General features: G+C 30.3%; 27 protein-coding genes and 1 riboswitch. Of the genes, 24 read left to right on the top strand and 3 right to left on the bottom strand.

Going from position 1 to position 22,928, the window contains the following annotated elements:
* Positions 1 to 91: 91 nt before the first annotated feature.
* From ABDZ69_RS09130 to ABDZ69_RS09100, 7 genes are all read left to right on the top strand, one after another.
* A complete protein-coding gene (locus ABDZ69_RS09130; protein ID WP_343768970.1) occupies positions 92 to 1,891 on the top strand; it encodes a motility associated factor glycosyltransferase family protein in 1,800 nt (599 codons plus the stop codon).
* Positions 1,888 to 2,220, top strand: a complete 333-nt coding sequence (locus tag ABDZ69_RS09125) for a DUF8042 domain-containing protein (protein WP_343768968.1) — start codon at positions 1,888 to 1,890, stop codon at positions 2,218 to 2,220. Before ABDZ69_RS09130 ends, ABDZ69_RS09125 begins: the two co-directional genes overlap by 4 nt.
* A gap of 285 nt (positions 2,221 to 2,505) precedes the next feature.
* On the top strand, positions 2,506 to 3,378 hold the full coding sequence (locus ABDZ69_RS09120) for an N-acetylneuraminate synthase family protein (protein WP_343768967.1): 873 nt from the start codon (positions 2,506 to 2,508) through the stop codon (positions 3,376 to 3,378).
* Between the two features lies 1 nt (position 3,379).
* A complete protein-coding gene (locus ABDZ69_RS09115; protein ID WP_343768965.1) occupies positions 3,380 to 4,564 on the top strand; it encodes a cytidylyltransferase domain-containing protein in 1,185 nt (394 codons plus the stop codon).
* Positions 4,565 to 4,610: 46 nt separating this feature from the next.
* Positions 4,611 to 5,492, top strand: a complete 882-nt coding sequence (locus ABDZ69_RS09110; RefSeq protein WP_343768963.1) for a class I SAM-dependent methyltransferase — start codon at positions 4,611 to 4,613, stop codon at positions 5,490 to 5,492.
* Between the two features lie 10 nt (positions 5,493 to 5,502).
* Positions 5,503 to 6,165 carry a TylF/MycF/NovP-related O-methyltransferase gene (locus tag ABDZ69_RS09105; RefSeq protein WP_343768962.1) on the top strand — a complete coding sequence of 221 codons (663 nt, stop codon included), beginning with the start codon at positions 5,503 to 5,505 and terminating at the stop codon, positions 6,163 to 6,165.
* Between the two features lie 130 nt (positions 6,166 to 6,295).
* Positions 6,296 to 6,475, top strand: a complete 180-nt coding sequence (locus ABDZ69_RS09100; RefSeq protein WP_343768961.1) for a YjfB family protein — start codon at positions 6,296 to 6,298, stop codon at positions 6,473 to 6,475.
* A 76-nt stretch (positions 6,476 to 6,551) separates the two neighbouring features.
* Here ABDZ69_RS09100 and ABDZ69_RS09095 read toward each other — a convergent pair whose 3' ends face one another.
* Complete coding sequence (locus ABDZ69_RS09095) at positions 6,552 to 7,409, bottom strand: HDOD domain-containing protein (RefSeq protein ID WP_343768960.1); 858 nt, start codon at positions 7,407 to 7,409, stop codon at positions 6,552 to 6,554.
* A gap of 199 nt (positions 7,410 to 7,608) precedes the next feature.
* Between ABDZ69_RS09095 and ABDZ69_RS09090 the strand changes: the two genes are divergently transcribed.
* The 7 genes from ABDZ69_RS09090 (at position 7,609) to ABDZ69_RS09060 (ending at position 14,288) form a co-directional block, all read left to right on the top strand.
* Positions 7,609 to 7,761 carry a hypothetical protein gene (locus ABDZ69_RS09090; RefSeq protein WP_343769651.1) on the top strand — a complete coding sequence of 51 codons (153 nt, stop codon included), beginning with the start codon at positions 7,609 to 7,611 and terminating at the stop codon, positions 7,759 to 7,761.
* 154 nt (positions 7,762 to 7,915) lie between these two features.
* Entirely contained in the window at positions 7,916 to 8,614 is a 699-nt protein-coding gene (locus ABDZ69_RS09085; protein WP_343768958.1) for a response regulator, read from the top strand.
* Between the two features lie 12 nt (positions 8,615 to 8,626).
* Positions 8,627 to 10,408 (top strand): HAMP domain-containing sensor histidine kinase, encoded by a 1,782-nt coding sequence (locus tag ABDZ69_RS09080; protein WP_343768957.1) that lies wholly within the window; start codon positions 8,627 to 8,629, stop codon positions 10,406 to 10,408.
* Positions 10,409 to 10,555: 147 nt separating this feature from the next.
* On the top strand, positions 10,556 to 11,551 hold the full coding sequence (locus tag ABDZ69_RS09075) for a tripartite tricarboxylate transporter substrate binding protein (RefSeq protein ID WP_343768956.1): 996 nt from the start codon (positions 10,556 to 10,558) through the stop codon (positions 11,549 to 11,551).
* A 49-nt stretch (positions 11,552 to 11,600) separates the two neighbouring features.
* Positions 11,601 to 12,038, top strand: coding sequence for a tripartite tricarboxylate transporter TctB family protein (locus ABDZ69_RS09070; RefSeq protein WP_343768955.1), 438 nt, complete (start codon positions 11,601 to 11,603; stop codon positions 12,036 to 12,038).
* Between the two features lie 18 nt (positions 12,039 to 12,056).
* A complete protein-coding gene (locus ABDZ69_RS09065) occupies positions 12,057 to 13,565 on the top strand; it encodes a tripartite tricarboxylate transporter permease (protein ID WP_343768953.1) in 1,509 nt (502 codons plus the stop codon).
* Between the two features lie 30 nt (positions 13,566 to 13,595).
* Entirely contained in the window at positions 13,596 to 14,288 is a 693-nt protein-coding gene (locus ABDZ69_RS09060) for an MgtC/SapB family protein (RefSeq protein WP_343768951.1), read from the top strand.
* Positions 14,289 to 14,340: 52 nt separating this feature from the next.
* Here ABDZ69_RS09060 and ABDZ69_RS09055 read toward each other — a convergent pair whose 3' ends face one another.
* Complete coding sequence (locus tag ABDZ69_RS09055; RefSeq protein ID WP_343768950.1) at positions 14,341 to 14,715, bottom strand: DUF1622 domain-containing protein; 375 nt, start codon at positions 14,713 to 14,715, stop codon at positions 14,341 to 14,343.
* 177 nt (positions 14,716 to 14,892) lie between these two features.
* Between ABDZ69_RS09055 and ABDZ69_RS09050 the strand changes: the two genes are divergently transcribed.
* Genes ABDZ69_RS09050 through ABDZ69_RS09040 form a run of 3 tightly spaced genes read left to right on the top strand, consistent with a single transcriptional unit; the run spans position 14,893 to position 17,385 of the window.
* The gene (locus ABDZ69_RS09050) at positions 14,893 to 16,794 is read left to right on the top strand and encodes a sensor domain-containing protein (RefSeq protein ID WP_343768948.1); all 1,902 of its coding nucleotides are present in this window, start codon (positions 14,893 to 14,895) and stop codon (positions 16,792 to 16,794) included.
* A gap of 22 nt (positions 16,795 to 16,816) precedes the next feature.
* Positions 16,817 to 17,005 (top strand): DUF896 domain-containing protein, encoded by a 189-nt coding sequence (locus ABDZ69_RS09045; protein WP_343768946.1) that lies wholly within the window; start codon positions 16,817 to 16,819, stop codon positions 17,003 to 17,005.
* A gap of 47 nt (positions 17,006 to 17,052) precedes the next feature.
* Positions 17,053 to 17,385, top strand: a complete 333-nt coding sequence (locus ABDZ69_RS09040) for a hypothetical protein (protein WP_343768944.1) — start codon at positions 17,053 to 17,055, stop codon at positions 17,383 to 17,385.
* 27 nt (positions 17,386 to 17,412) lie between these two features.
* On the opposite strand, the gene greA is transcribed toward ABDZ69_RS09040, so the two are convergent.
* Complete coding sequence (gene greA / locus ABDZ69_RS09035) at positions 17,413 to 17,877, bottom strand: transcription elongation factor GreA (RefSeq protein ID WP_343768943.1); 465 nt, start codon at positions 17,875 to 17,877, stop codon at positions 17,413 to 17,415.
* A 129-nt stretch (positions 17,878 to 18,006) separates the two neighbouring features.
* Positions 18,007 to 18,113: riboswitch (THF riboswitch) on the top strand.
* Positions 18,114 to 18,172: 59 nt separating this feature from the next.
* Between greA and ABDZ69_RS09030 the strand changes: the two genes are divergently transcribed.
* The 7 genes from ABDZ69_RS09030 to flgB all read left to right on the top strand — a co-directional run bounded on the left by ABDZ69_RS09030 (position 18,173) and on the right by flgB (position 22,910).
* Positions 18,173 to 18,682, top strand: a complete 510-nt coding sequence (locus ABDZ69_RS09030) for a folate family ECF transporter S component (RefSeq protein WP_343768941.1) — start codon at positions 18,173 to 18,175, stop codon at positions 18,680 to 18,682.
* A gap of 189 nt (positions 18,683 to 18,871) precedes the next feature.
* A complete protein-coding gene (locus tag ABDZ69_RS09025; RefSeq protein ID WP_343768940.1) occupies positions 18,872 to 19,006 on the top strand; it encodes a hypothetical protein in 135 nt (44 codons plus the stop codon).
* Between the two features lie 242 nt (positions 19,007 to 19,248).
* The gene (locus ABDZ69_RS09020) at positions 19,249 to 19,749 is read left to right on the top strand and encodes a gamma carbonic anhydrase family protein (RefSeq protein ID WP_343768938.1); all 501 of its coding nucleotides are present in this window, start codon (positions 19,249 to 19,251) and stop codon (positions 19,747 to 19,749) included.
* A 72-nt stretch (positions 19,750 to 19,821) separates the two neighbouring features.
* Positions 19,822 to 20,163 carry a single-stranded DNA-binding protein gene (locus ABDZ69_RS09015; RefSeq protein WP_343768936.1) on the top strand — a complete coding sequence of 114 codons (342 nt, stop codon included), beginning with the start codon at positions 19,822 to 19,824 and terminating at the stop codon, positions 20,161 to 20,163.
* A gap of 181 nt (positions 20,164 to 20,344) precedes the next feature.
* Positions 20,345 to 21,292: an NAD(P)-dependent oxidoreductase gene (locus tag ABDZ69_RS09010; RefSeq protein ID WP_343768935.1), complete on the top strand. Its 948-nt coding sequence runs from the start codon at positions 20,345 to 20,347 to the stop codon at positions 21,290 to 21,292.
* A 73-nt stretch (positions 21,293 to 21,365) separates the two neighbouring features.
* A complete protein-coding gene (locus tag ABDZ69_RS09005) occupies positions 21,366 to 22,193 on the top strand; it encodes a flagellin N-terminal helical domain-containing protein (RefSeq protein WP_343768933.1) in 828 nt (275 codons plus the stop codon).
* A gap of 315 nt (positions 22,194 to 22,508) precedes the next feature.
* Positions 22,509 to 22,910: a flagellar basal body rod protein FlgB gene (gene flgB, locus ABDZ69_RS09000; protein WP_343768931.1), complete on the top strand. Its 402-nt coding sequence runs from the start codon at positions 22,509 to 22,511 to the stop codon at positions 22,908 to 22,910.
* Positions 22,911 to 22,928 lie beyond the last annotated feature (18 nt).

The raw sequence follows: 22,928 nt of genomic DNA, 5'->3' as shown, positions 1-22,928 counted from the left end.
TTTGTAATTCAAAGTTAAAACAATGAATTAAAGATATCCTATAAAATCACGATATATAGTTATATAATTTAAATTGATTTAGAGGTGTGTCATGGATAATTTTACAAAAGATACTATGGAATATATAAATGATAATAATATAAATGAAGAATACTCCTTAGAAAAAAGCAAGGATGATAAATATATAATAAAAATAAACAAAGATGGAAAAAAAATTTACTTAGGAAGTAAATATAATGTTCAAAGAGATATAGAAGAATTTTTAAAAGGGTTAGAAGATATAACCCCTCAAAGCATAATAATAGTTTTTGGACTAGGCGCAGGTGAGCATATAATTGAGCTTCTTAAGAGATTAGAAGAGAGCAATAAAGTATTGATTATAGAGCCAGATATAAATGTTGTAAATAGATTTTTACAAATAGAATATAGTAAAGAGTTGATTTCAGATGAGAGGATATCGTTATGTCTATGTGAGGAAGATAAAGTGGAAACATTTTTAAATACATATATAAATTCTTTAACAATAAGGACCTCCATAAAAATTATAAAATTCTCAAATTATGACAAAATTTATAGAAAAGAAATTATTAATGCATTTAGTAGTATTAAAAAATTTATAGAAAAATCGTTAGTAAATAATTCTACCAATAAGTCTTTTTCAGAATTATTTACTAAGGCTTTTGTTAATAATTTATATCATATTGCAGAAGCTACGCCGATAAATTATTTTAAAAATATTTTCAAAGACAAGCCAGCAATAGTAGTTTCGGCGGGACCTTCTCTTGAAAAGAATGTTCATATACTTAAAGAAAGCCAAAATGAATTTATAATAATAACAGGAGCGAGAAGTTTAGGAACTCTTATTAAAAATGATATTGTTCCTGATTTTATATGTATGGTGGATCCTTGCGATTTGAACTTGAAGTTTATTGAAGATTATTTAGATTATAATATTCCATTAGTGTTTTTTGAAAGTACTAGCTATAAAGCTTTAGATTTACATAAAGGAGAAAAAATTTTTTTCACTGGTAATACCATTATTCATAATTTGTTGCAGTATGATGTAGAGGACTTATTAACAGGTGGTTCTGTAGCTCATACGTGTACATCTTTTGCTCTTCATTTAGGCTGCAATCCTATTACATTTATAGGACAGGATTTTGCCTATACAGGAGAAAAATTTCATGCAGATTCTTCGGCATTTAGAAAAGAGAATCAAATAAATTGTAGTGATGAATATATAGTTGTTAAGGATGTATATGGATATCCCGTTAAAACAAGTTGGATTCTAAATTTTTATAAAAATAACATGGAAGAAATTATCGAGAAATATAAGGATAAAGTTTTTATTGATAGTACTGAAGGTGGAGCTTATATGAAGGCCACTGAAGTTTATACTTTAAAATATACTATAGATAAATATGGTATAGAACAAATAAATAAAGAAAAGATAAGAGAAATTTTTGATCGTTCAGCAAGGATAGGAAAGTACAATATATTAAAGTATTTACAACAAAGTGAGAAAAGTTTAAGAGACATAAATATAAAAGTAGATAGAGGATTTGAATATTCAAAAGAGATATATTTATCTTATAAGATAGGAAAAAAAATAGACATAGATAATATAAATAAAAAATTAGATATAATAGGCCAGTTTATAGAAAAAAACAGAGAAGAAACTATGATTATAAATTTTTTAATATTTAAAATTCTAGAGGATGTATTGTGCAATCCTGAATATATGATAAGCTCTAAAGATAGTGAAAGGGAGAGAGGAATTAAGATAGCAGAAAAAAGTATGAAATTATATAAAGGTATAGGAGATAAAATAAAAGAGGTTATGCCACTGTTAAAAATAGCTATTGATAAATTAAAGGAGGAAAAAGAATGAGAGAAGAAAAGATGGAGACTTTAATAACTGCTAAAAGCTATATAGATAACTTAAAAGATGGCGTAGAAAAGGCATTTAATTATATATATGAAGGAAAAGAAGAAAAGGCTATATCTATAATGCCACATTTTGCAGAAGGAATGGAATGGTTGTCGCAAGTGCTATATTTGACAAAAGATGTCCATAGAGAAAAGATAAATATAGAAAGTATAAATGAAACATTGAATGAAGTTGTAGAAGCATTGGAAAATAGCGATTATACATTGGTAGGAGATTTATTAAATTACGAAGTATATCCTTTGTTAGATGAGATTAAAAATAAAGTCTAATAGTAAAATATGTATGATTTTACTATAACTATTAATAATACTCAGATAAAACTAATTTAATATGATTTTTAGTGGTTTTATTTTAATTCTATGTTAAAGGAGATATACAAGTTACTATAAAAATAAAAAATATTGATACTAGGTGAGATTGAAATTATTTGACAAGGCGTGATAAAGGAATTTTAAAATGAACACCCATCTGTTATTAGAATATTTAGTAGAGATGAATATAAATAAGATTATATAAATACAAATGTAGATAAAATGAAGAAAGAGGAGTTAGAAATGAAATATAAGGAGCCAAGAGTTATAGCAGAAATAGGATGTAATCATATGGGAGATATAGAAATTGCTAAGGAATTTATTAAAATGGCATCAATATTTTGTCAGGTAGATGTAGTGAAATTTCAAAAAAGAAATAATAAAGAATTATTAACTAAAGAGCAATATAATGAACCGCATCCCAATCCGTGGAATTCGTATGGAAAAACTTATGGAGAACATAGAGAATTTCTTGAATTTACTTCGATACAGCATCAAGAATTAAAAGAGTATTGTGAGCAATTTGGATTAGTTTACAGTTCATCTGTATGGGATTTAACATCAGCAAAAGAAATTGCTGCATTAAAACCAGAGCTAATTAAGATACCGTCAGCATGCAATAATAATTATAAAATGCTTGAATGGTTATGCAATAATTATGAAGGAGAAATACATGTATCTTTGGGCATGACATCACATGATGAAGAAGAAAAGATTGTAAGAACATTTGAGAAAAACGGTAGAGCCAAAGATTTGGTCTTATATGCATGTACATCAGGATATCCAGTGCCGGTAGAGGATGTATGTTTATTGGAAATTAGCAGATTAGTTCAAACTTATGGTCAAAGAGTAAAAGAAATAGGTTTTTCGGGACATCATAATGGAATCGCTTTAGATATAGCTGCGTTAACATTAGGTGCGACTACGATAGAAAGACATTTTACTCTTAATAGAACTTGGAAAGGTACGGATCATGCTGCATCACTTGAACCAGACGGATTAAGAAGACTTGCTAGAGATTTAAAAAATACATATAAGGCTTTAACTTATAAGAAAGAAGAAGTATTAAATATTGAAAAAATACAAAGAGAAAAGTTAAAATATAGGGAGAGATAAAATGAAACATCATAACAATATTGCTTTTATACCATTAAGAGGAGGAAGTAAATCCATACCACTTAAAAATATAAAATTAATAAATAAACGTCCTCTAATTTATTGGGTATTAGATGCTGCTACGCAATGTAATTTTATTGATAGAGTGTACGTAGCAACCGATAGTGATGAAATAAAAAGTGTGGTGGAGAAATATTCTTCTGATATGATACAAGTTATAGATAGAAGTAAAGAAACATCCACAGATAATGCTTCTACTGAATCAGCTATGATGGAATTTGCTGAAAAATATAGTTTTAATTCTATAACTTTGATTCAAGCAACTTCACCATTATTAACAACTAGTGATTTAGACAAAGGGTTTGAAGAATTTAATAAGAGAAAATATGATAGTGTTTTATCAGTAGTAAGGCAAAAGAGATTTTTATGGCAACACTCTGGCGAAGGATTTCTAACACCAATAAATTATAATTTTACAAATAGACCAAGAAGGCAAGAATTTGATGGATTTCTAGTAGAGAATGGAGCTTTCTATATCACAAAAAGAGAAGATTTGTTAAACAGTAAATGTAGAATTTCTGGTAAAATAGGATTTGTTGAGATGTGTGAAGATTCTTATTTTGAAATTGATGAGCCCAGTGATTGGATTATTGTAGAGGAACTATTGGAAAAAAGAAATATTGATAAAATTGATATAAACAAAATAGCAAGCAAGATTAAATTGTTTATAATGGATAGTGATGGTGTTTTAACAGATGGAGGAATGTATTACTCCGAGAATGGTGACGAAATGAAAAAGTTTAATACTAAAGATGGAATGGGGATACAATTGTTAAGGGATGCAAATATTAAAACAGCTATAATAACGGGTGAAAAAGTGGATTTAGTTAAAAGAAGAGCAGAAAAATTAAAAGTTGATGATTTATATATGGGCATTAAGAATAAAGTTGATATAATATATGAACTTGCTAAAAAATATAACTTATCTTTATGGGAGATAGCCTATATAGGTGATGATATTAATGACTTAGAAGCCATAAAATCTGTTGGGTTTGGGTGTTCTGTAAATGATGGAATGGAAGAAGTTAAAAATAAAGCAAAATATGTAACGAAAGCAAAAGGTGGTTTTGGGGCAGTAAGAGAAGTGGCAGAATTTATAATTAATTCAAAGAGCAAACTTACATAACTCTTTGTAATAGAATATTATAAGTTTAGAAGAAGGAGATTTTAATGTGAAATGTATATTATGTAATAATGGGAAAACAGATCTAATAGATACAAAAATTAGAAATGTACATACAGATAAAACAAAAGTTTATAAATGTAGCAGTTGTGGGGTGCATTTTTTGAATCCATATTTTACAGAAAAAGAGTTAAGAAGTTTTTACAATGGCGAATATAGAAAAAATTATACTGAAGAAAATTATTATTCAGAAGAAAAAATAGAAAATTTTTTTAGAAAATCTATTCCTGAAGCAGAAATAAGAGTATCAAGAGTAGAAAAATATTTAAATAAGGAAGATGTTATATTAGAAATTGGATGCTCATCTGGATACTTTCTTAATATATTAAAAGATAAGGTAAAACTAGTGAGTGGAACTGAATGGGATGAAGGTAATTCAAGTTACTGTAAAAAGCTTGGAATAAATACTGCAAAAAATATTGAGGATTTTAAATATAAATTCGATAAGATATTTATGTTTCATGTACTTGAACATATGATAGATCCTATAAATTTTCTTGAAAAATTAAAAAACAGTATGAAAGAAGATAGCATTTTATTTATTGAGGTACCTAATAATGGAGATATTCTATTAAGCACATATGACATTCCACAATTTAGAGACTTTTATTATCAGTCAGCACATTTATGGTATTTTAATAGAAGAAGTTTAAGTTATGTTCTAGATAAAGCTGGTTATCAATATGAAATAATTAATATACAGAGATATGATATATCAAATCATATAAATTGGCTTGAAAATAGAAAGCCAGGTGGACAAGGTATGTTTGACAACATATTTGATGATGAATTAAAGAGTGCTTATGATAATGTATTAATAAAATCTAATAAAACAGATACTATATTTGCAGTATGCAAAATTAAAAAGTGAGGTAGTAAACATGATTGATATGCCAATTTATACAAAAAGTTTTGATTATGAAAATAATTTTTACTTGTCATGCGATTCTTCAAGAATTGGAAAAGCTTTAGTTCACTACGAACTATATAAAAGAGTATTGAATTTACCTGGAGCTATTGTTGAATGCGGAGTATTTAAAGGAGCTTCTTTTAGCAGATTTGCAATGTATAGAGAACTAATTGAAAATAGCAATTCAAGAAAATTGATTGGTTTTGATATTTTTGATAGATTTCCAGAAACTGATTTTCAAGAAGATAAAAATTTAAGGAATAAATTTATAAAAAGTGCTGGAGAAGAGAGTATTTCAGTTGAACAGCTTTATAATGTGCTTGAAAATAAAAGAATTAATAAAAACATTGAATTGATAAAAGGAGATATTACAAAAACGGTACCAGAGTATGTTAAAAATCATTCGGAGTTAAAGATATCTATGTTAAATTTAGACACTGATATTTATGAGCCAGCAGTTACAATTTTAGAAAATCTATATCCAAAGATTGTAAAGGGAGGGGTGCTTGTTATTGACGATTATGGAGTTTTCCCTGGAGAAACTAAAGCTGTAGATGATTATTTTAGGGGCAAAGACATTACAATTGAAAAGTTGGGATTAAATGCTACACCGAGCTTTATAATAAAAAGATAGGTTCTTTATAAGATCAAGCAGAGAAAATGTGAACCAGTTTTTAGAATATTAACTTAACAAGAATATTCCTGGGATGCAGAGAATGGATAAAAGGTACTAGACTATTAAAATAACAATTTAGGAGGTAACTATGGATATAGCAGCACTATCAATATCAATGAGTCAATCAAAAGTACAACAAGCAGCTAAGTTGGCAGTAATGAAGATTGCTATGAATACAGGAAAAGAAACAGCTACCCAGATGACAGAAATGCTAAAGAATTCGGCTGTGGATCCTAATTTAGGAAAACACTTAGATGCAAGTGTGTAGGAAAGCATATAATAACAAAAAAACCAGAGTAGTTAATACTCTGGTTTTTGTTTATAAGATTGTAATGGATTTTGTTTCAATTCAATATACTAAAATCATTATTATTCTCTAATCGATTAGTAACCTCGAAAAGAATTTCTTCAATAACATCTTCTTCAATTCCTAAAGTTTTAAAGGCAAAGTTAGAAAAATTATAAGAAAGTCCATCACTGCCTAGTCCTATACCCATCATCATAGTTACTGCATCAGCTATGTGGACTATGGAAACTAACTTCTGATTTGATTGAGCTTTTTCTGGAGAATGATGATATTGAATGCTTTCTACAAGAGGAGTAGGAAAGTTCCATTTTTCAGCTACCATGGAGCCGATTTGTGCGTGGGTAAAACCTAATACTTCTTCTTCTGCTTGTATAAAAGTTTTGCTCTCATTCTCTATTTTATTTAAAATGCTATTATATTCTTGAGAAACATAAAAGTTTAGTATTGGCTTTCCAATATCTCTTAAAAGCCCTGCAATATAAGCCTCTTCAGGAGAGGGATAATGAATTTTTAAAGCTATAAATTTTGAAATCATAGCACAGCTTTGGGATTGATTCCATAAATCATATTTTCCTAGATGATATCCTCCAGGAAGCTCATTTATAAGAAGTTTGCTTACTGCTGAAGTTAGCACCAAACTTTTTATAGTCTGCGACCCTAATAGGACAATTGCTTCTGATATGGTGCAAATTCTTTTAGCATAACCATAATATGTTGAATTTGCAAGCTTTAATATTTTAGATGTAATACTTTGGTCTTTTAATATCTCATCCTCCAAATCTTTTATATCGGAATCAGGATTTTCTGTAATTTCAATAATCTTATTTATTCTGTCAGGCAGAATAGGGATTTCTTCTACTTTAATGGCCAAATCTTTTAAATTTATCATTTCCATTATTTCAACTCCTATTTAAATTTTATGTACCCATATAAGTATCGTATAAAAAATTATATCCTTAAATATCTTTAATATAGAATATAATTTAATTAAAAATAACAAAGTGATTCTGTATGCATTCTAGGGATGCAAACTTATAAATTATGTGATATAATCCTATTGCAGATTTATAACATAGTTGATAGGAGAGTAAACATTGGATAAAAATATTGAACTAATGAAAAAAATAATTGAAGAAAAAAAGAATAAAAGTTCCCAGCAAGGAGCCATGAAAAGACCAGATAAAAATATTGGGGGAACTAGAAAAGCAATGAGAAATAAAAAGTCAGGTGGATTATTTGATAAGTAATAGTTAATTGTCAGTAAACACCCTAGTGATTGGGGAATGGAGAATTAAGTCAGAGTGAAAGCTCTGGCTTTTTTACTTCTCTCTAATTGACTTCCACCTTCCTTCTGATATACTAATTTTATACATATTTCATGAAATTAGAAAGGAAAATTTTATGTGCAAGAAAAAAATTCTATTAATTGACGACGAAGAATATATTGTGGAACTTATAAAGTATAATATGGAACAAAATGGATTTGATGTAATATATGGATATAACGGTGAAGAGGGAATTAAGCTTGCGGAAGCTGAAAAACCTAATATTATAATCTTAGATGTTATGATGCCTGGTATTGATGGATACGAGGTTTGTAAAAGAATAAGAAATAATAAAATCACTAAAGATATTCCTATTATTATGCTTACGGTAAAAAGAGAGGAAGCAGATAAAGTTATTGGCCTTGAACTTGGTGCAGATGATTTTGTAACGAAACCCTTTGGCGTAAGAGAACTAGTTGCTAGAATAAAAGCTGTGTTAAGAAGAGTTGAGAAGGATGATGGTGAAGAGAGAGAGCTTGGAGTTATAGTCATTGGAGATATAGAAATAGACCCTAAAAAGCATGAAGTTAAGAAAAATGGAGTGGTTCTAGATTTAACTCTTACTGAATTCAAACTTTTAAGCGTATTGGCTGAAAGTAGAGGCAATCTTTTAACTAGAGAAGTATTAATTGGTGAAGTATGGCCAGGAGAAGCTATGCCTGAATCAAGGGTTTTGGATGTTCACATAAGAAAGCTAAGACAAAAGATAGAAGATAATGATAAATATCCAGTTTATATAGAAACGGTAAGAGGGTTAGGATACAAGATTAAGTAGGAAGGTGAATATATGAAAAAAAAGCTTTTTTCAACTTATTTAATTCTAATATTAGTAGGGATTTTAACTACTGGATTTTTATCCTTAACTTTAGTGCATAATTTTTATGAAAAAAAGATAATAGATAATTTAACTATAAAGTCGGATCTAATAAATCAATCTATTTTATTAAAGCATGAGAAAAAAGAAAATATTATTTTTCATAAATTAAGTCAAAATTATGCTAAAGAACTAAATGTGAGAGTTACCTTTTTAGATGAATATGGTGAAGTTCTAGCAGATTCATATAATAATAGCATTATTTTTTCTAATAAATATACTAGACCAGAAGTAATACAAGCAATCAGTGGAGAGGTTGGCTCCAAGAAAAGATATAGTAATGAAATAAATAAGCAAATGCTCTATGTGGCGGCTCCTATGTTTCAATTTGGGAGAAGAAAAATTATAACTAGAGTTGCTATGGGTTTAGATGAGGTCAATGATATTTATAAGATAATTTCTATGAGTATACTTTTCTCTATTGTCATAAGTATAGCTATAGCCTCTTTTATTGGTTTTAGCTATACAAATAGCATTACTGAACCAATTAAGCAACTTACCTTAGCTACCAGTGCCATAGCCTTTGGACACTTTGGAAAAAAAGTTAAGGTATCCACAGGAGATGAAATTGAAGAGCTGGCAAATAATTTTAATTTCATGAGTTGTAAAGTTAAAGACATGGTAGAAGAGGTGGAAAATAATAATTTAAAAATGCACTCTATTTTAAAAAGTATGTCCGAAGGTGTACTAGCTATTGATAAGGATTTCAACATTATGCTTATGAATCCATTAGGGAAAAGGATGTTTAATCTAAAGGATAAGGAAGTATTGGGATTACAGTTAAACAGAGTTATTTTTAACAATAATATAATAAAAATTGTTAGGGATACTTTTTCAAGAGGAAAGAGTGAAAAGTGTGAAGTTGTTATTTATAATGAAAAGCCAACAACTTTAAGAATTTTATCTAGTTTGATTAAAGAGGAAGATAATTCTACACCAATTGGCGTAGTGCTACTTATGGAGGATATTACGGAGCTTAAGAAACTAGAAAACTTAAGAAAAGATTTTGTCTCTAATGTATCTCATGAACTTAAAACTCCTTTAACTATTATAAATGGATTTGTAGAAACTTTAAGAATGGATGACGTAGAAAATTTAGATACAAATAATAGATTTTTAGGTATTATAGATTCTGAAACTAAAAGACTTATAAAGCTAGTAGATGAGTTATTATTAATTTCTAGAATAGAACATAAAGATGAGATAAATGAAGATGAAGAATATAAGCTAAAAGAATTTGTTAATATTAGCTCCATGATTAGTGAAATATACTTTATGTTTGGGGATATGATAAAAAGTAAAAATATAAACTGGAATACTAATATTGAAAAAGATGTAATTATGTATGTTAAGGACAAAACTTTGCTAAAGCAAATGATGATAAATTTAATAGATAACTCTATTAAATATAATGTGCAAGGCGGAAGTATACAAATTAACGCTTTTGAAAAGTATCATAATATAATTATATCTATAAAAGATAGCGGTAAAGGTATTCCTTCTATGGATATACCGAGAATTTTTGAAAGATTTTATAGAGTCGAAAAAGGTAGAGGAAGGAAGGAAGGGGGAACAGGTCTTGGACTTTCCTTGGTAAAACACATTGTAATCTCTTTTGGTGGAGATATTAAAGTGAAAAGTGTATTAGGAAAAGGTAGTGAATTTATTATAAAGCTTCCACAAAATGCAATATAAGAATATAGAGCAACCCTATGCTGTTAGCAATAGGGTTGTATTTTTATGAATATTTATAATTGACCAAATATTAATGTTGTGTTAATATTATGTTAAGAAAGTTAATTTTACATGTATAATATTAAAAATATTAAGGGGGATTCTAGTATGAAGCTATCAAAAAAACTGTTGACTTTACTTTTAGGAGCGGTAATATCTACTGCCGCACTTGCTGGTTGTTCATCTCAAACAAGTTCAAATAAAACAAATCCAGCAGATGGTTTTCCAAATAAGAATATCGACTTAATTGTTGCTTTTAAGGCAGGAGGAGGTACAGATGTAGGAGCGAGAATTCTTGCGGCAGAAGCAGAGAAGAAATTAGGAAAACCTATAATCATAGTAAACAAACCAGGAGCAGATGGAGAAATAGGATATACAGAACTTGCTAAGGCTAAACCAGACGGATATACTATTGGGTTTATTAATTTACCTACTTTTGTAAGTTTACCAATAGATAGAAAAACTTCTTATGCAAAGGATGATGTGGTTCCAGTAATAAACTTTGTATATGACTCAGGAGTATTGGTTGTAAAAAATGATAGTAAATTAAGTACTCTTGAAGAGTTTGTAAAATATGCTAAAGAGAACCCAGATGTAGTTACAGTATCAAACAACGGTACAGGAGCATCCAATCATATTGGTGCAGCTCACTTTGCTAAGGAAGCGGATATTAAAGTTACTCACGTTCCCTTTGGAGGAAGTGCGGACATGCTTGCTGCCTTAAGAGGAAACCACGTTATGGCTTGTGTTGCAAAAATAAGTGAAGTTTCTCATCTGGTAAAATCAGGAGAACTTAAAATCCTAGCTATGTTTACTGAAGAAAGGTTAAAGAGCTTCCCAGAGATACCAACTTTAAAGGAAAAGGGATATAATGTACTATTTGGTTCAGCAAGAGGGGTTGTTGCTCCGAAAGGAACACCAGATGAAATAGTTAAAAAACTTCACGATGTATTTAAAGAGTCCATGGAGTCACCAGACTTAATCGATAAATGTGAAAAATCTGATATGCCATTAAAATATATGAGTCCAGAAGAATTTAAGAAATATATTGATGAGGATGAAAAATACATAAAAGAAATAGTTCCACAGCTTAACTTGAACTAGATAAATGGAGGTTTAACCTCCATTTAAATTATAAATAAGGAGGACATTTATGAAACGAGATAATTATATTTTAGCAGGTATATTATCAGCCATAACCGTAGTGTTTTTTATTTTGACCCTAAGGCTGCCAGACAAGGCTAGAACTTATCCATTATTTATATTAGGACTACTTACTTTTTTAATAATAGTTTTTTTAATAGATACAAATATAAGAGCTAAGAAAGAAAGTGGTAAGTCAGAACCTTTGTTTAAAGATTTTCAAAAGAAGCAATTTACTATTGTATTCTCATCGGCTGCTGCCTACGTAATTCTTATGGATGTATTGGGTTATTTTACTAGTACAATGATATATATTGTGTTTTGTTTAGTTGCACTTAAGGTTAAGAGGAGTAAATCTATGTTAATTACTCTAGGCTTTTCCGCATTCATATATCTAGTATTTGTATACTTGCTTAAAGTTCCGCTACCCAAAGGATTTTTAGTTTAATAAGGAGAGGTGAAGATTATGAATGAAGTTTTAATGGGATTTGCCCGGGCACTTACTTTTATTAATTTAATAGCTTCTATACTTAGTGTAGGAGTTGGAATATTAATTGGAGCATTACCGGGGCTTTCTGCTGCCATGGGAGTAGCATTACTTATACCGATTACTTTTGGAATGCCAAAGGATACAGCTTTAATTACTTTGGTAGGAGTTTATTGTGGAGCTATATTTGGGGGCTCTATTACAGCAATATTAATTCGTACTCCAGGAACACCAGCAGCTGCGGCTACTGCTATTGATGGTTATGAATTGACTAAGCAAGGGAAGGCTGGTAAGGCACTGGCTACAGCCACAATTGCATCTTTTATCGGAGGAATATTAAGTGCTATATCACTATACTTATTTTCTCCAGTACTTGCAAAACTTGCTTTAAGATTTGGTCCAATAGAATATTTTTGGCTTTCAATTTTTGGACTTACTATTATAGCAGGAGTTAGCAGTAAATCTATGATTAAAGGGTTACTATCAGGGGCATTAGGATTACTTCTTTCTACAATAGGCATGGATCCTATGCTAGGAAGACCTAGATTTACATTTGGACAACCAGCCCTTCTTTCAGGAGTTCCATTTACTGCGGCTTTAATCGGATTATTTTCCATGTCTCAGGTTTTAATTTTAGCTGAAAATAAAATAAGAGAAGTTGGAGAAATGGTGAAAGTTGATGATAAAATAATGCTAAGTAAAGAGGAATTAAAGGAGATTCTTCCTACTTGTCTTCGTTCAACGGTAATAGGAAATATAGTTGGAATACTTCCAGGAGCAGGAGCTAGTATTGCAGCCTTTATGGGATACAATGAAGCAAAGAGATTTTCAAAGAAAAAAGAACTATTTGGAAAAGGGTCTATTGAAGCTGTTGCCGCATCGGAAGCTGCTAACAACGCAGTTACGGGAGGTTCCTTAATTCCAACATTAACCCTTGGAATACCAGGAGAAAGTGTTACTGCTGTTATGCTTGGAGGACTACTTATTCAAGGCTTACAACCAGGTCCAGATTTATTTACTACCAATGCACATATTACATATACTCTATTTGCAGGATTTGTAATAGTTAATATTTTCATGCTTATTGAGGGCCTATATGGTTGCATGCTTTTTGCTAAAATATCAAAGGTTTCCGATAGAATTTTAATTCCCATAATATTTGCTTTAAGTGTAGTTGGATCTTATGCTATAAGCAATAGTGTGCAAGATGTTTTTGTGATGTTTGTCTTTGGAATAATTGGTTATTTTGTAGTGAAATTTGAAATGAATCCCGCGGCTATAGTACTTGCCTTAATTTTAGGGCCCATTGGTGAAACTGGACTTAGAAGGACTTTGATTATGAAACATGGTGACATTGGAAGTTTATTTACAGGTACTATAACCTGGGTTCTTATTGGGTTAAGTTTGTTTTCACTATTTTCTCCTTATATTATGGAGAAGTTACAAAAAAGAGGGGAAGAAAAGGCGGATTTAAGCCTAGAAAATTAATATTATATTCTTTAAAAGGGGGCGAAGAGTGTGGAAATACGGCACATAGTTTTTAGGCTATTTATGGCTATAGTAATCGGTGGCGCAATAGGATATGAGAGAAAGTTTAATAATAGACCAGCAGGATTTAGAACTCATATACTTGTTTGTGTAGGGGCTACTATAGTTTCTATGATACAAGTTACCTCCATGAATGAAATGATACAACAAATGAATGTTAATCGTGAACTAGTTGCTGTATTTAAGGGGGATGTGGGGAGAATGGGAGCTCAAGTGATTAGTGGAGTAGGGTTTTTAGGTGCCGGCACAATTATTCATGAAAGAGGTTCCGTTAAAGGATTAACTACGGCAGCCAGTTTATGGGTGGTTGCTTGTATTGGACTTGCGGTAGGATGGGGGTATTATTATTTAAGTCTTCTTGCTGCTTTAAGTGTAGTTATTACTTTGGTTTCACTAAAAAAATTTGAAAATAAGTTTATCGAAAAGTTCAATGTTTTTAAAGTTAGAATTGATTGTTTAAATGAAAATGGAATGGAAGAAGAGTTAGAAAAATATTTCGCTGAAAATAATATAAAAATTAAAAATATAGAATATTTAATTGAAGAGGAAGAAATTGAAGCTCATTCTTCTAGTATATATACAATTTTAGTACCAAGAAATGTAAAAATGGTAAATGTGTTGAAGGAAATTAGCACTAGTGAGTGCAATATAAGTACTGTGTAACGCCCCTAAGGCCCTCCTTGGGGTGTGAATAAATATGGACTAGCTTTTAAAGCTAGTCCATTTGTTTTGCAATTTTTTCAAGGGCAGCATGTTCTTTGGTTTCGGATTTTATTTCCCAATGAATAACAAAGGTTAAGATGGCTCTTAATGCCACTATAGAAGCTAAAATATACATTTCATCTAAGGTTCTTACTATAACTGTTTTTAAAATTTCTCCACCTAACTTAAATTCCAAAGCTAAGGCTAGAGCATTTGCTAAATCAATTTTAATTGAAGGATTGATTAATTTTTCTTCAGCCTTTGTTGCAGCTTTTAGGTAATTAAAAAAAGCTTTTCCGGCACCAAATATTATTATAAAGGTTCCCATAGCTTCCAGTAGATGAATTACAAGAGTAATAGATGATCCCATAATATGTTCTAAAACCATAACTGATTCTCCTTACGTAAATATACTATTTTAATCCACAAAGAGATTGTACCATAAATTCAAGGATTATACAATTTTAAAAAGGCGACATTATTAAGAATTATATAAAAATATCGTAGTATATTGTGGTTAAAACAATAAATATGTATAATGTATAGTGTAGAATGGAGGAATGTGATGTTTGAACAGGCTATGGCAATGATTTTAGTAGTAAGTGTATTTTTAATAATTATAATAAACCTTCAATCAATAATACGTAATAAAAATGAAACCATAGAAAAATTAACTAAATTGAAAGATGATAATAGAAAATTAGCAGCAATTATAAAGTATGCAGAGGATGCTATTGTTAGCAAAGATTTACTTGGAAATATATTAAGTTGGAATAAGGGTGCGGAAAATATTTTTGGATATACAGCAGAGGAAGTAGTTGGTAAAAATGTGTCTATTTTATTTCCAGAGGAAAAATTATATGAACTTCCTAGGTTTATACAAGAGGAATTAGATGATGTATGTATAGAGTGCATAGAAACTACTAGGCTAAGAAAAGACGGAGAAAAAATAAACATTTCAGTAACTGTGTCTCCAGTCATGGATGAAGCAGGTAGAAGAATAGGAACTTCTTCTATTTCAAGGGATATAACAAAAAACAAATTAATGGAAGAAAAACTACAAAAGAGCTATGAAGAACTTTCTGCTGTATATGAAGAATTAGCAGCTACAGAAGCAGCCTTAAGAGAACAATACAACGAACTTCAATTAGCGGAAGAAAAAATGAGGCACATGGCTTCCTATGACTATTTAACAGACTTGCCTAATAGAAATATTTTTAATGAAAATTTAAAAAAAGCCATGGAGAATGTGGAATACATAAATTCAGATAGAAAAATAGGTGTAATATTTTTAGATTTGGATAATTTTAAAAGAATAAATGATACTCTTGGTCATAATTGTGGTGATGGATTACTAAAGAAGGTTTCTGAGATCCTAATTAATTACTTAGGAAGCAAAGAACAAATTGGAAGAGTTGGTGGAGATGAGTTTGTTATTTTTCTTCCAATGGACTCTGAGTATAAAGAAGCAGTTGAGTTTTGTGAGAATGTAATTAAAAGGTTAAATAAGACGTTACTTATTGATTCTAAGTGCGTTAATGTTTCTGTAAGTATGGGAATAAGTGTTTTCCCTGATAATTCTACAGATGTAGACACCTTACTTAAATATGCTGATGTAGCTATGTATAGGGCTAAGAAGATAGGTAAAAATAATTATTCCTTCTTCACTCAAGAAATGAAGGGTGAAATTGAAAAAAGAGTTGAGATGGAAAAAGGGTTAAGAAATGCTATAAAAAAAGGAGAGTTAGATATACATTATCAACCTCAAGTGGATGTAAAGAATAGGGATATTGTAGGGTTTGAAGCTCTTTTAAGGTGGAAAAGCAATGAATTTGGTCCTGTATCTCCAGTGGAATTTATTCCGGTATTAGAGGAGACGGGCCTTATAATTTCTATAGGTGATTGGATTATAAGCAAGGTTTGCAAGCAAATAGTAGAATGGGTGAATAATGGCCATAACATAAGCAGAGTGGCTATAAACTTATCCTCAGTTCAAATTCAAAATAGAGGATTTAGTGATAGAGTTAAAAGGATAATAAGGGAAACCGGTGTGGATCCTAAGTATTTGGAGTTTGAAATAACAGAATCTATATTAATGGAATCTTTAGAAAATAATATTAAAGTATTAAAAGAATTTAGAGATTTAAATATAAAAGTTGCTTTGGATGATTTTGGTATAGGGTACTCCTCCTTTAATTATTTAAAAAACCTACCTATAAGCACATTGAAAATTGATAAGTCTTTTATAGATAATATAAGCAAGAATAACTCCGACAAGGATATTACCCATGGTATAATAAAACTTGCTCATAAAATTAACATGGAAGTAATTGCTGAAGGGGTGGAAGAAGAAGAACAGGTAACTTTACTTGAAGATATGAGGTGTGATAGGATTCAAGGTTACTACTTCAGTAAGCCTTTAGATCTTCACAATGTAAAAAAATTATTAACGGATTTAAAAAAATAAGATATTTAATTGGAGGATGATTATGGATATAAATGCATTGCTAGAGAGAATAAATTTTTTATATAAAAAAAGTCAAAACGAAGGACTTACAGCAGAAGAGAAAATAGAGCAAAAGGAATTGAGAGAAAAATATCTACAGAATTTTAGAAATAACTTTAGAATACAATTAGAGGGGCTAGGAGCAGTTTCTAATAAAAAAACTAGGGATTAAATACCATTTTATGATATAATATAAATATAGTGCTTTGGAGGTGTACCATGAGGGATAAGTTAATAGTTAGTGAAGAAATTATTTTAAAAATACAGTCTAGAGCTAATGCTATAAAAGTACTGGCTAATGACAAGCAGGTTTTAAAAGAGGCAGAAGAACTCTTAGACATAATAGAAGAAATACTTGAAGATAATACAATGACATTAGTGGAGAAAATAGAGCAAAAAATGAGGGAAACTAAGTTTACTGACCCTGAAATGAATGCTAGTTTATACATTTTGCATAGAAAGCTTTCAGACGGCAAAATAAGCCCTCAAGATGCAATGGCATTGTTTGAAATGTACGTAAGCTCAGAATCCTTTGATAAGAGGATAATATAAAAAGTAGTCCAAAAATTGGACTACTTTTTATATTATTTTAATAATTTCTATATCATAAGCACCGTCAGGTGATTGGACAGAGGTCTTTTTTCCAACCTCTAATTTGTATAAGGCTTTTCCTAAGGGGGAGTCTACACTTACTTTCATATTTTTTAAATCTGCTTCCACAGAACTTACCAAAGTAACCTCTTCTTCCTCTTCCACATCATAAAATTTTACGATAGCTTTTTTGTTAAGATCAAATACGTTTTCTTCTGAGGAGCTTTCTACAACTATACAGTTCTTTAGTTGTCCCTCTAATTCCAATATTCTGGTTTCATTTAAGGATTGATCATCTTTTGCTGCACTGTAATCAGCATTTTCGCTTAAATCTCCTTGGGCTCTAGCTTCTTTTAAAGCAGCCTTTATTTCCACTCTTTTTACTGTTTTAAGGTATTCTAGCTCTTCTTCAATTAGTTTTTTGGCGGACTCTGTAAGTATTAGTTCTGCCATTATATACTCACCTCCTAGTTATTGATATTATATTTTAATTCTATCACTTTAAAGACATACTATACAATTATTTTTTTATATATTGTCAAATTGTCGAAAAAGTTATATAATTAAATCAATAATTTGCTGGTTAGAGTAGGTGTTGCGCGTAAAGTGCTAGTTGGACGGGAAGTTGCCACTAGACGAAAAAACTTAGAGTATTGAGTTTTGCGATGTAATAACCGCATTCCGCTAACATTGGGTGTATACTCTCTATCCGCAATTTATATTGCTAACTAAGAGAGGAGGTTGAGTTATGGGAAAAACTCAAAAACTTACATTTATTAGCTTTTTCATAGCATTGCAGGTTGTTCTTACAAGATTTTTAGCTGTTGAAACCCCAATACTAAGAATTAGCTTTGGATTTTTGCCTTTAGCCATGGTAGGGATAATGTTTGGTCCTTTGTGGGGAGGTGCTGCTGGAGCCATAGCGGATATTTTAGGGATGCTTATTTTCCCTAAAGGTGCTTTTTTTCCGGGATTTACTCTAAGCACAGCTTTATCAGGGGCTATTTATGGACTAGTTGTCTATAAGAGACCTAAGAATATAGTTAACATGGCTATAGCAACAGCGATTGTTGTTATATTTGTTAATCTAGGCTTAAATTCATTATGGATTTCTATGACTACAGGAAAGGCTTTGTATGCATTAATAGGACCTAGAGTTATAAAAAATGCTATAGAGTTACCTGTTAGAGTGGTTACCATATATGTAGCTTGGAAAACTATTGGTGGATACTATTTAAGTCAAATAAGAACCAATTAGTTTTTAGTTATTTAATTTTTAAGATTTTTAGTTATTTAGCTAGTGATGGGATTTTGTGAAAGCAAAATCCCTTTTATATTTTTTGTTGTAAAACTAGGTAATAAATATATGATATAAATGTTCAAGAATAAGAATTGAAAAATACAGAATAATATATAGTAGTAAATATATTTTGAAAGGAGATTTTTTATGAGAGCATATAGAGGAGATAAGCATCAAAAGTCTGGCAAAAATGATGGTGTAAAACCGCCGGATAGAGCAAGAAAAAGAGATGAGAAGAATCCTCCAAAGTATGAAAATTTTAATGGGGAGCCTATAGAGTGAAAAGTTTAAATTCAATGTATAAAATATGGAAACTTGTTAATAATTAAAATACCTAATGAATCACATCAATTTAATATTATTTTTTAACCCCCATTTAAGGAGTTGCCAAAATCCCCTTTGGCAGCTCCTTTGGTATACTCATAGTGTTATAGTTATTTTAATTCAGATGCTATATTTGAAAATAAAAAATCTATGTTATATAATTATTTATGTACGATTATATCCAACAAAGGAGAAAGTATATGATAAGAGAATATGATGGAAAAATTCCTAGCATACATAGTAGTTGTTACATAGCAGAAAATGTATCTATAATTGGAAATGTGAAAATTGAAGAAATGGCAAATGTTTGGTTTGGTGCTGTTATTAGAGGGGATATGAATTCTATTAATATTGGGAAAAATACTAATATACAGGATAATTGTGTGTTTCATGTAGAAAGAAACTCACCATTGGTTATAGGCGATGATGTAACAGTAGGTCATGGAGCAATATTGCATGGATGTACCATAGGGGATAGTTCCTTAATAGGTATGGGGAGCATTGTATTAAATAATGCTGTAATTGGAAAGCAAACTTTAGTTGGTGCTGGAAGTTTAATACCTGAGGGAAAAAAAATACCTGATGGAGTATTATGTATGGGTTCTCCGGTTAAGATTATTAGAGAGCTAACTGATGAAGAAAAGCTAAAATTAACTGAAAGTGCAGCAAAATATGTAAGTTTATCTAATAAATATAAATAAATCTTAAAACCTCTGATTATAAATGTTATAAATGGTTATAATTATAAAAAAACATAGGTCAGAGGTGGAAATATGAATAAAGTTTTATTAATTGGTAGATTAACTAAAGATTGTGAATTAAAACATGTTGGTGATGAAGGAACCCCGTTACTAAATTTTACCATAGCGGTTCAAAGACCTTTTGTGAACAGCAAAGGTGAAAGAGAAGCGGACTTTATACCTATATCTTGCTGGAAAAAGTCAGTGGAAACTATGGTGCCTGACTTAACTAAAGGAAGATTGGTAAGTGTTTTAGGAAGAATAAACGTAAGATCTTATACAAATATGAATGGTGAAAGAAGATATATGACTCAAGTAGTAGCTGAACAAATTAATTTTATGGAACATAGTAAAATTATTGAAGAAGCAAATTAATAAAATTACGAAGTAATTTTATAGTGTTTTAGTTGATAGTTAGCTAGTTAAGGTGGAAATTCTTCTAGAATTTCTATGATAAAAATTCCAGAGGAATTTTCTCCATAACTAAGAATCTAAAAAACTAGAAAACTAAAAATCTAAAAAATTTGTACCACAATTTTTAAAGGGGGATTTATAAATGAAGATAGTTGTTTTAGAATCATTAGGAGTGGCTGAAAGTGATGCAAAATTATTAATTCAAAATCACTTAGGACAAGCTAACGAAGTTATATTTTATAGTAGAGTGGATGATGTAGAAGTTTTAAAGGAGAGAGTAAGGGAGGCTGAAGTGCTAATAATTGCAAACATGCCTTTAAAAGGAGAAGTTATTAGAGCTGCGGGCAAACTTAAGATGATTTCTGTAGCCTTTACTGGAGTAGATCATGTAGATTTAGAGGCTTGTAGAGAGAGAGATGTTTTAGTTTGCAATGCTGCTGGATATAGTACTCCTGCAGTGGCGGAGTTAACTTTTGGATTAATTTTATCTTTGTTAAGAAACATAGTTCCCTTAGATAAAGTTACTAGAGAAGGGAAAACTAAAGAAGGATACTCTCAAAGCGAGCTTCGTGGTAAAACCTTAGGGATAATTGGTGTAGGTGCCATAGGAATTGAAGTGGCTAAGATTGCCCAGGTGTTTGGGTGTAATGTTATAGCTTATAATAGATCTCAGAAGCCTTTCCTAAAAGATATGGGTATTTCTCAGCTGTCTTTAGATGAAGTTCTATCCCAAAGTGACATAGTTTCTATACATATTCCATTAAATCAGGAAACTAAAGGTTTGATAAGCAAAGAGAAAATAGAGTTAATGAAGAAAAATTCAATTTTAATAAATACTGCTAGAGGTCCTATAGTAGATAATAAGGCTTTAGCGGAGGCGTTAAAGGAAGGGAAGATAGTTGGAGCTGGTATTGATGTTTTTGACATAGAACCACCGCTACCTCTAGATTATCCATTGCTTCACTCGCCTAATACTACAGTAGCTCCGCATATAGGTTTTGCTTCTAAGGAAGCTATGGTAAGAAGGGCTGAAATAGTAGTAACTAATATTAGAAAATGGATAGATGGAAACCCTCAAAATGTAATTTAATAATATTTGTATTAAAGATAGGATTAATAGTTACGATAATATATACAATAAATATTCAATGGAGTGATATGGAATGAGACTAAATCATAATCTTTCCTCTTTAAGTATATATAGAGAGTACGAAAAAAATATTACCAAAAACAGCAAAGCATTATCACGCATATCTTCAGGAGAAAAAATAACAAAAGCTGGAGATAGCCCTAATGGTATAGCTAAAAGTGAGAGAATGAGAATACAAATAAGAAGTATGCAAATGGCTCAGAGAAATTTGCAAGATGGAGTAAGTATGCTTCAAACTGCAGATGGAGCGTTAAATTCTTTGAATTCCATTACAGGAAGAATTAGGGAACTGGTTATACAATCAGGTGGTGCCACTAGTGAAGATGATAAACTCCAAATTAAAGGAGAAATAGACCAGATGATTCAGGGCTATGAAGATGTAGTAAATAACACAGAATTTAATGGTGTTAAGCTTTTAAATTCTAATGGACATTTGTTGACACAAATGGATGCTAATGTAGGGGATACCGCAAACATACCGTTAATGGATTTGTCGCCAGATGGCAATTTAAGTAATATAAATGCTTTGGATATAAATTCAAATGATTTTATAGATAAGGCTCTAAACATAGTAGATGAAGTATCCAGCAATATAGTAGACTTAAGAAGTAAGTATGGAGCTATGACTAATCTTTTTGAAGGCGAGTTGGATAGTTTAAGTGAATTTGAAATCTCTGTTACAGGCTCAGAGAGTAGAATAAGAGATGCAGATATGGCGGAAGAAATGATGGAGTTTTCAAGAACTGGTTTGCTTATAGAAGCAGGTAATGCCATGATGGCTCAATCCAATAAATTTCCTCAAGATGTATTAAGAATATTAGAAAATGTAAGAAGTAGATAATTATATTAGAAGATTGTCAATAAATATTGGCAATCTTCTTTTTTTTACATAATAAAATCAAAATAAGCTTTACTATGTAGCTTTAGCTAATGTAAAATGTAATTATCAAGCGAAATATACATATAATTGACTATGAATGCTAGGGAAAAATAAAAAATTTAATTAAAATAAAAAAGATATTAAAGTTAATATAGAAATTAATTGGAAAATATAATATAATGTAATAAGTTAAGGAAAATAATAGTTGAAATTGGTAATAAAACTGAATCTTATAGAAAAAAATCTAATTTTATAGTATATTGGAGTGTGATAATAATGAGTTTTAACAATACGTCTATAGATAGATATAATTATAATCTCTTCAAAAAAGCCTTAGATGCCTCTACAGAAAGAGGAAAAATTATATCTAACAATATAGCAAATGTAAATACTGCAAATTATAAAAGAAACTATGTGGTATTTGAGGAAAATTTAAAGAACGCAACAGGAGCTTTGGAGATGAAAAGAACTAGAGAATCCCATATAGATGTGAACTCTCCGAAGAATGAAATTGAAGTTAAAAAGGACGAAACCTCTAGTATGAGGCAAGATGGGAATAATGTTAATGTGGATTTGGAAAAAGTTAATCAAGCGGCTAATACTTTAATGTACAACGCACTGATTAATGGACTAAATAATAGATTATCTATGAAAAGATATATAATTAATGGTAGATAGTTGGAGGTGTATAGAATT

The organism is Clostridium malenominatum, from assembly GCF_039521365.1.
GTDB lineage: Bacteria > Bacillota > Clostridia > Clostridiales > Clostridiaceae > Clostridium_AW > Clostridium_AW malenominatum.
Note: the sequence above shows the minus strand (reverse complement) of the source record. Positions and strands in the feature narration are given on the sequence as shown.

Excerpts from the sequence above, each read along its gene's own strand:
- ABDZ69_RS09130 (WP_343768970.1), top strand. The coding sequence starts at position 92 with ATGGATAATTTTACAAAAGATACTATGGAATATATAAATGATAATAAT.
- ABDZ69_RS09125 (WP_343768968.1), top strand. The coding sequence starts at position 1,888 with ATGAGAGAAGAAAAGATGGAGACTTTAATAACTGCTAAAAGCTATATA.
- ABDZ69_RS09120 (WP_343768967.1), top strand. The coding sequence starts at position 2,506 with ATGAAATATAAGGAGCCAAGAGTTATAGCAGAAATAGGATGTAATCAT.
- ABDZ69_RS09115 (WP_343768965.1), top strand. The coding sequence starts at position 3,380 with ATGAAACATCATAACAATATTGCTTTTATACCATTAAGAGGAGGAAGT.
- ABDZ69_RS09105 (WP_343768962.1), top strand. The coding sequence starts at position 5,503 with ATGATTGATATGCCAATTTATACAAAAAGTTTTGATTATGAAAATAAT.
- ABDZ69_RS09100 (WP_343768961.1), top strand. The coding sequence starts at position 6,296 with ATGGATATAGCAGCACTATCAATATCAATGAGTCAATCAAAAGTACAA.
- ABDZ69_RS09095 (WP_343768960.1), bottom strand. The coding sequence starts at position 7,409 with ATGGAAATGATAAATTTAAAAGATTTGGCCATTAAAGTAGAAGAAATC.
- ABDZ69_RS09085 (WP_343768958.1), top strand. The coding sequence starts at position 7,916 with ATGTGCAAGAAAAAAATTCTATTAATTGACGACGAAGAATATATTGTG.
- ABDZ69_RS09080 (WP_343768957.1), top strand. The coding sequence starts at position 8,627 with ATGAAAAAAAAGCTTTTTTCAACTTATTTAATTCTAATATTAGTAGGG.
- ABDZ69_RS09075 (WP_343768956.1), top strand. The coding sequence starts at position 10,556 with ATGAAGCTATCAAAAAAACTGTTGACTTTACTTTTAGGAGCGGTAATA.
- ABDZ69_RS09070 (WP_343768955.1), top strand. The coding sequence starts at position 11,601 with ATGAAACGAGATAATTATATTTTAGCAGGTATATTATCAGCCATAACC.
- ABDZ69_RS09065 (WP_343768953.1), top strand. The coding sequence starts at position 12,057 with ATGAATGAAGTTTTAATGGGATTTGCCCGGGCACTTACTTTTATTAAT.
- ABDZ69_RS09055 (WP_343768950.1), bottom strand. The coding sequence starts at position 14,715 with ATGGTTTTAGAACATATTATGGGATCATCTATTACTCTTGTAATTCAT.
- ABDZ69_RS09050 (WP_343768948.1), top strand. The coding sequence starts at position 14,893 with ATGTTTGAACAGGCTATGGCAATGATTTTAGTAGTAAGTGTATTTTTA.
- ABDZ69_RS09045 (WP_343768946.1), top strand. The coding sequence starts at position 16,817 with ATGGATATAAATGCATTGCTAGAGAGAATAAATTTTTTATATAAAAAA.
- ABDZ69_RS09040 (WP_343768944.1), top strand. The coding sequence starts at position 17,053 with ATGAGGGATAAGTTAATAGTTAGTGAAGAAATTATTTTAAAAATACAG.
- greA (WP_343768943.1), bottom strand. The coding sequence starts at position 17,877 with ATGGCAGAACTAATACTTACAGAGTCCGCCAAAAAACTAATTGAAGAA.
- ABDZ69_RS09030 (WP_343768941.1), top strand. The coding sequence starts at position 18,173 with ATGGGAAAAACTCAAAAACTTACATTTATTAGCTTTTTCATAGCATTG.
- ABDZ69_RS09025 (WP_343768940.1), top strand. The coding sequence starts at position 18,872 with ATGAGAGCATATAGAGGAGATAAGCATCAAAAGTCTGGCAAAAATGAT.
- ABDZ69_RS09020 (WP_343768938.1), top strand. The coding sequence starts at position 19,249 with ATGATAAGAGAATATGATGGAAAAATTCCTAGCATACATAGTAGTTGT.
- ABDZ69_RS09015 (WP_343768936.1), top strand. The coding sequence starts at position 19,822 with ATGAATAAAGTTTTATTAATTGGTAGATTAACTAAAGATTGTGAATTA.
- ABDZ69_RS09010 (WP_343768935.1), top strand. The coding sequence starts at position 20,345 with ATGAAGATAGTTGTTTTAGAATCATTAGGAGTGGCTGAAAGTGATGCA.
- ABDZ69_RS09005 (WP_343768933.1), top strand. The coding sequence starts at position 21,366 with ATGAGACTAAATCATAATCTTTCCTCTTTAAGTATATATAGAGAGTAC.
- flgB (WP_343768931.1), top strand. The coding sequence starts at position 22,509 with ATGAGTTTTAACAATACGTCTATAGATAGATATAATTATAATCTCTTC.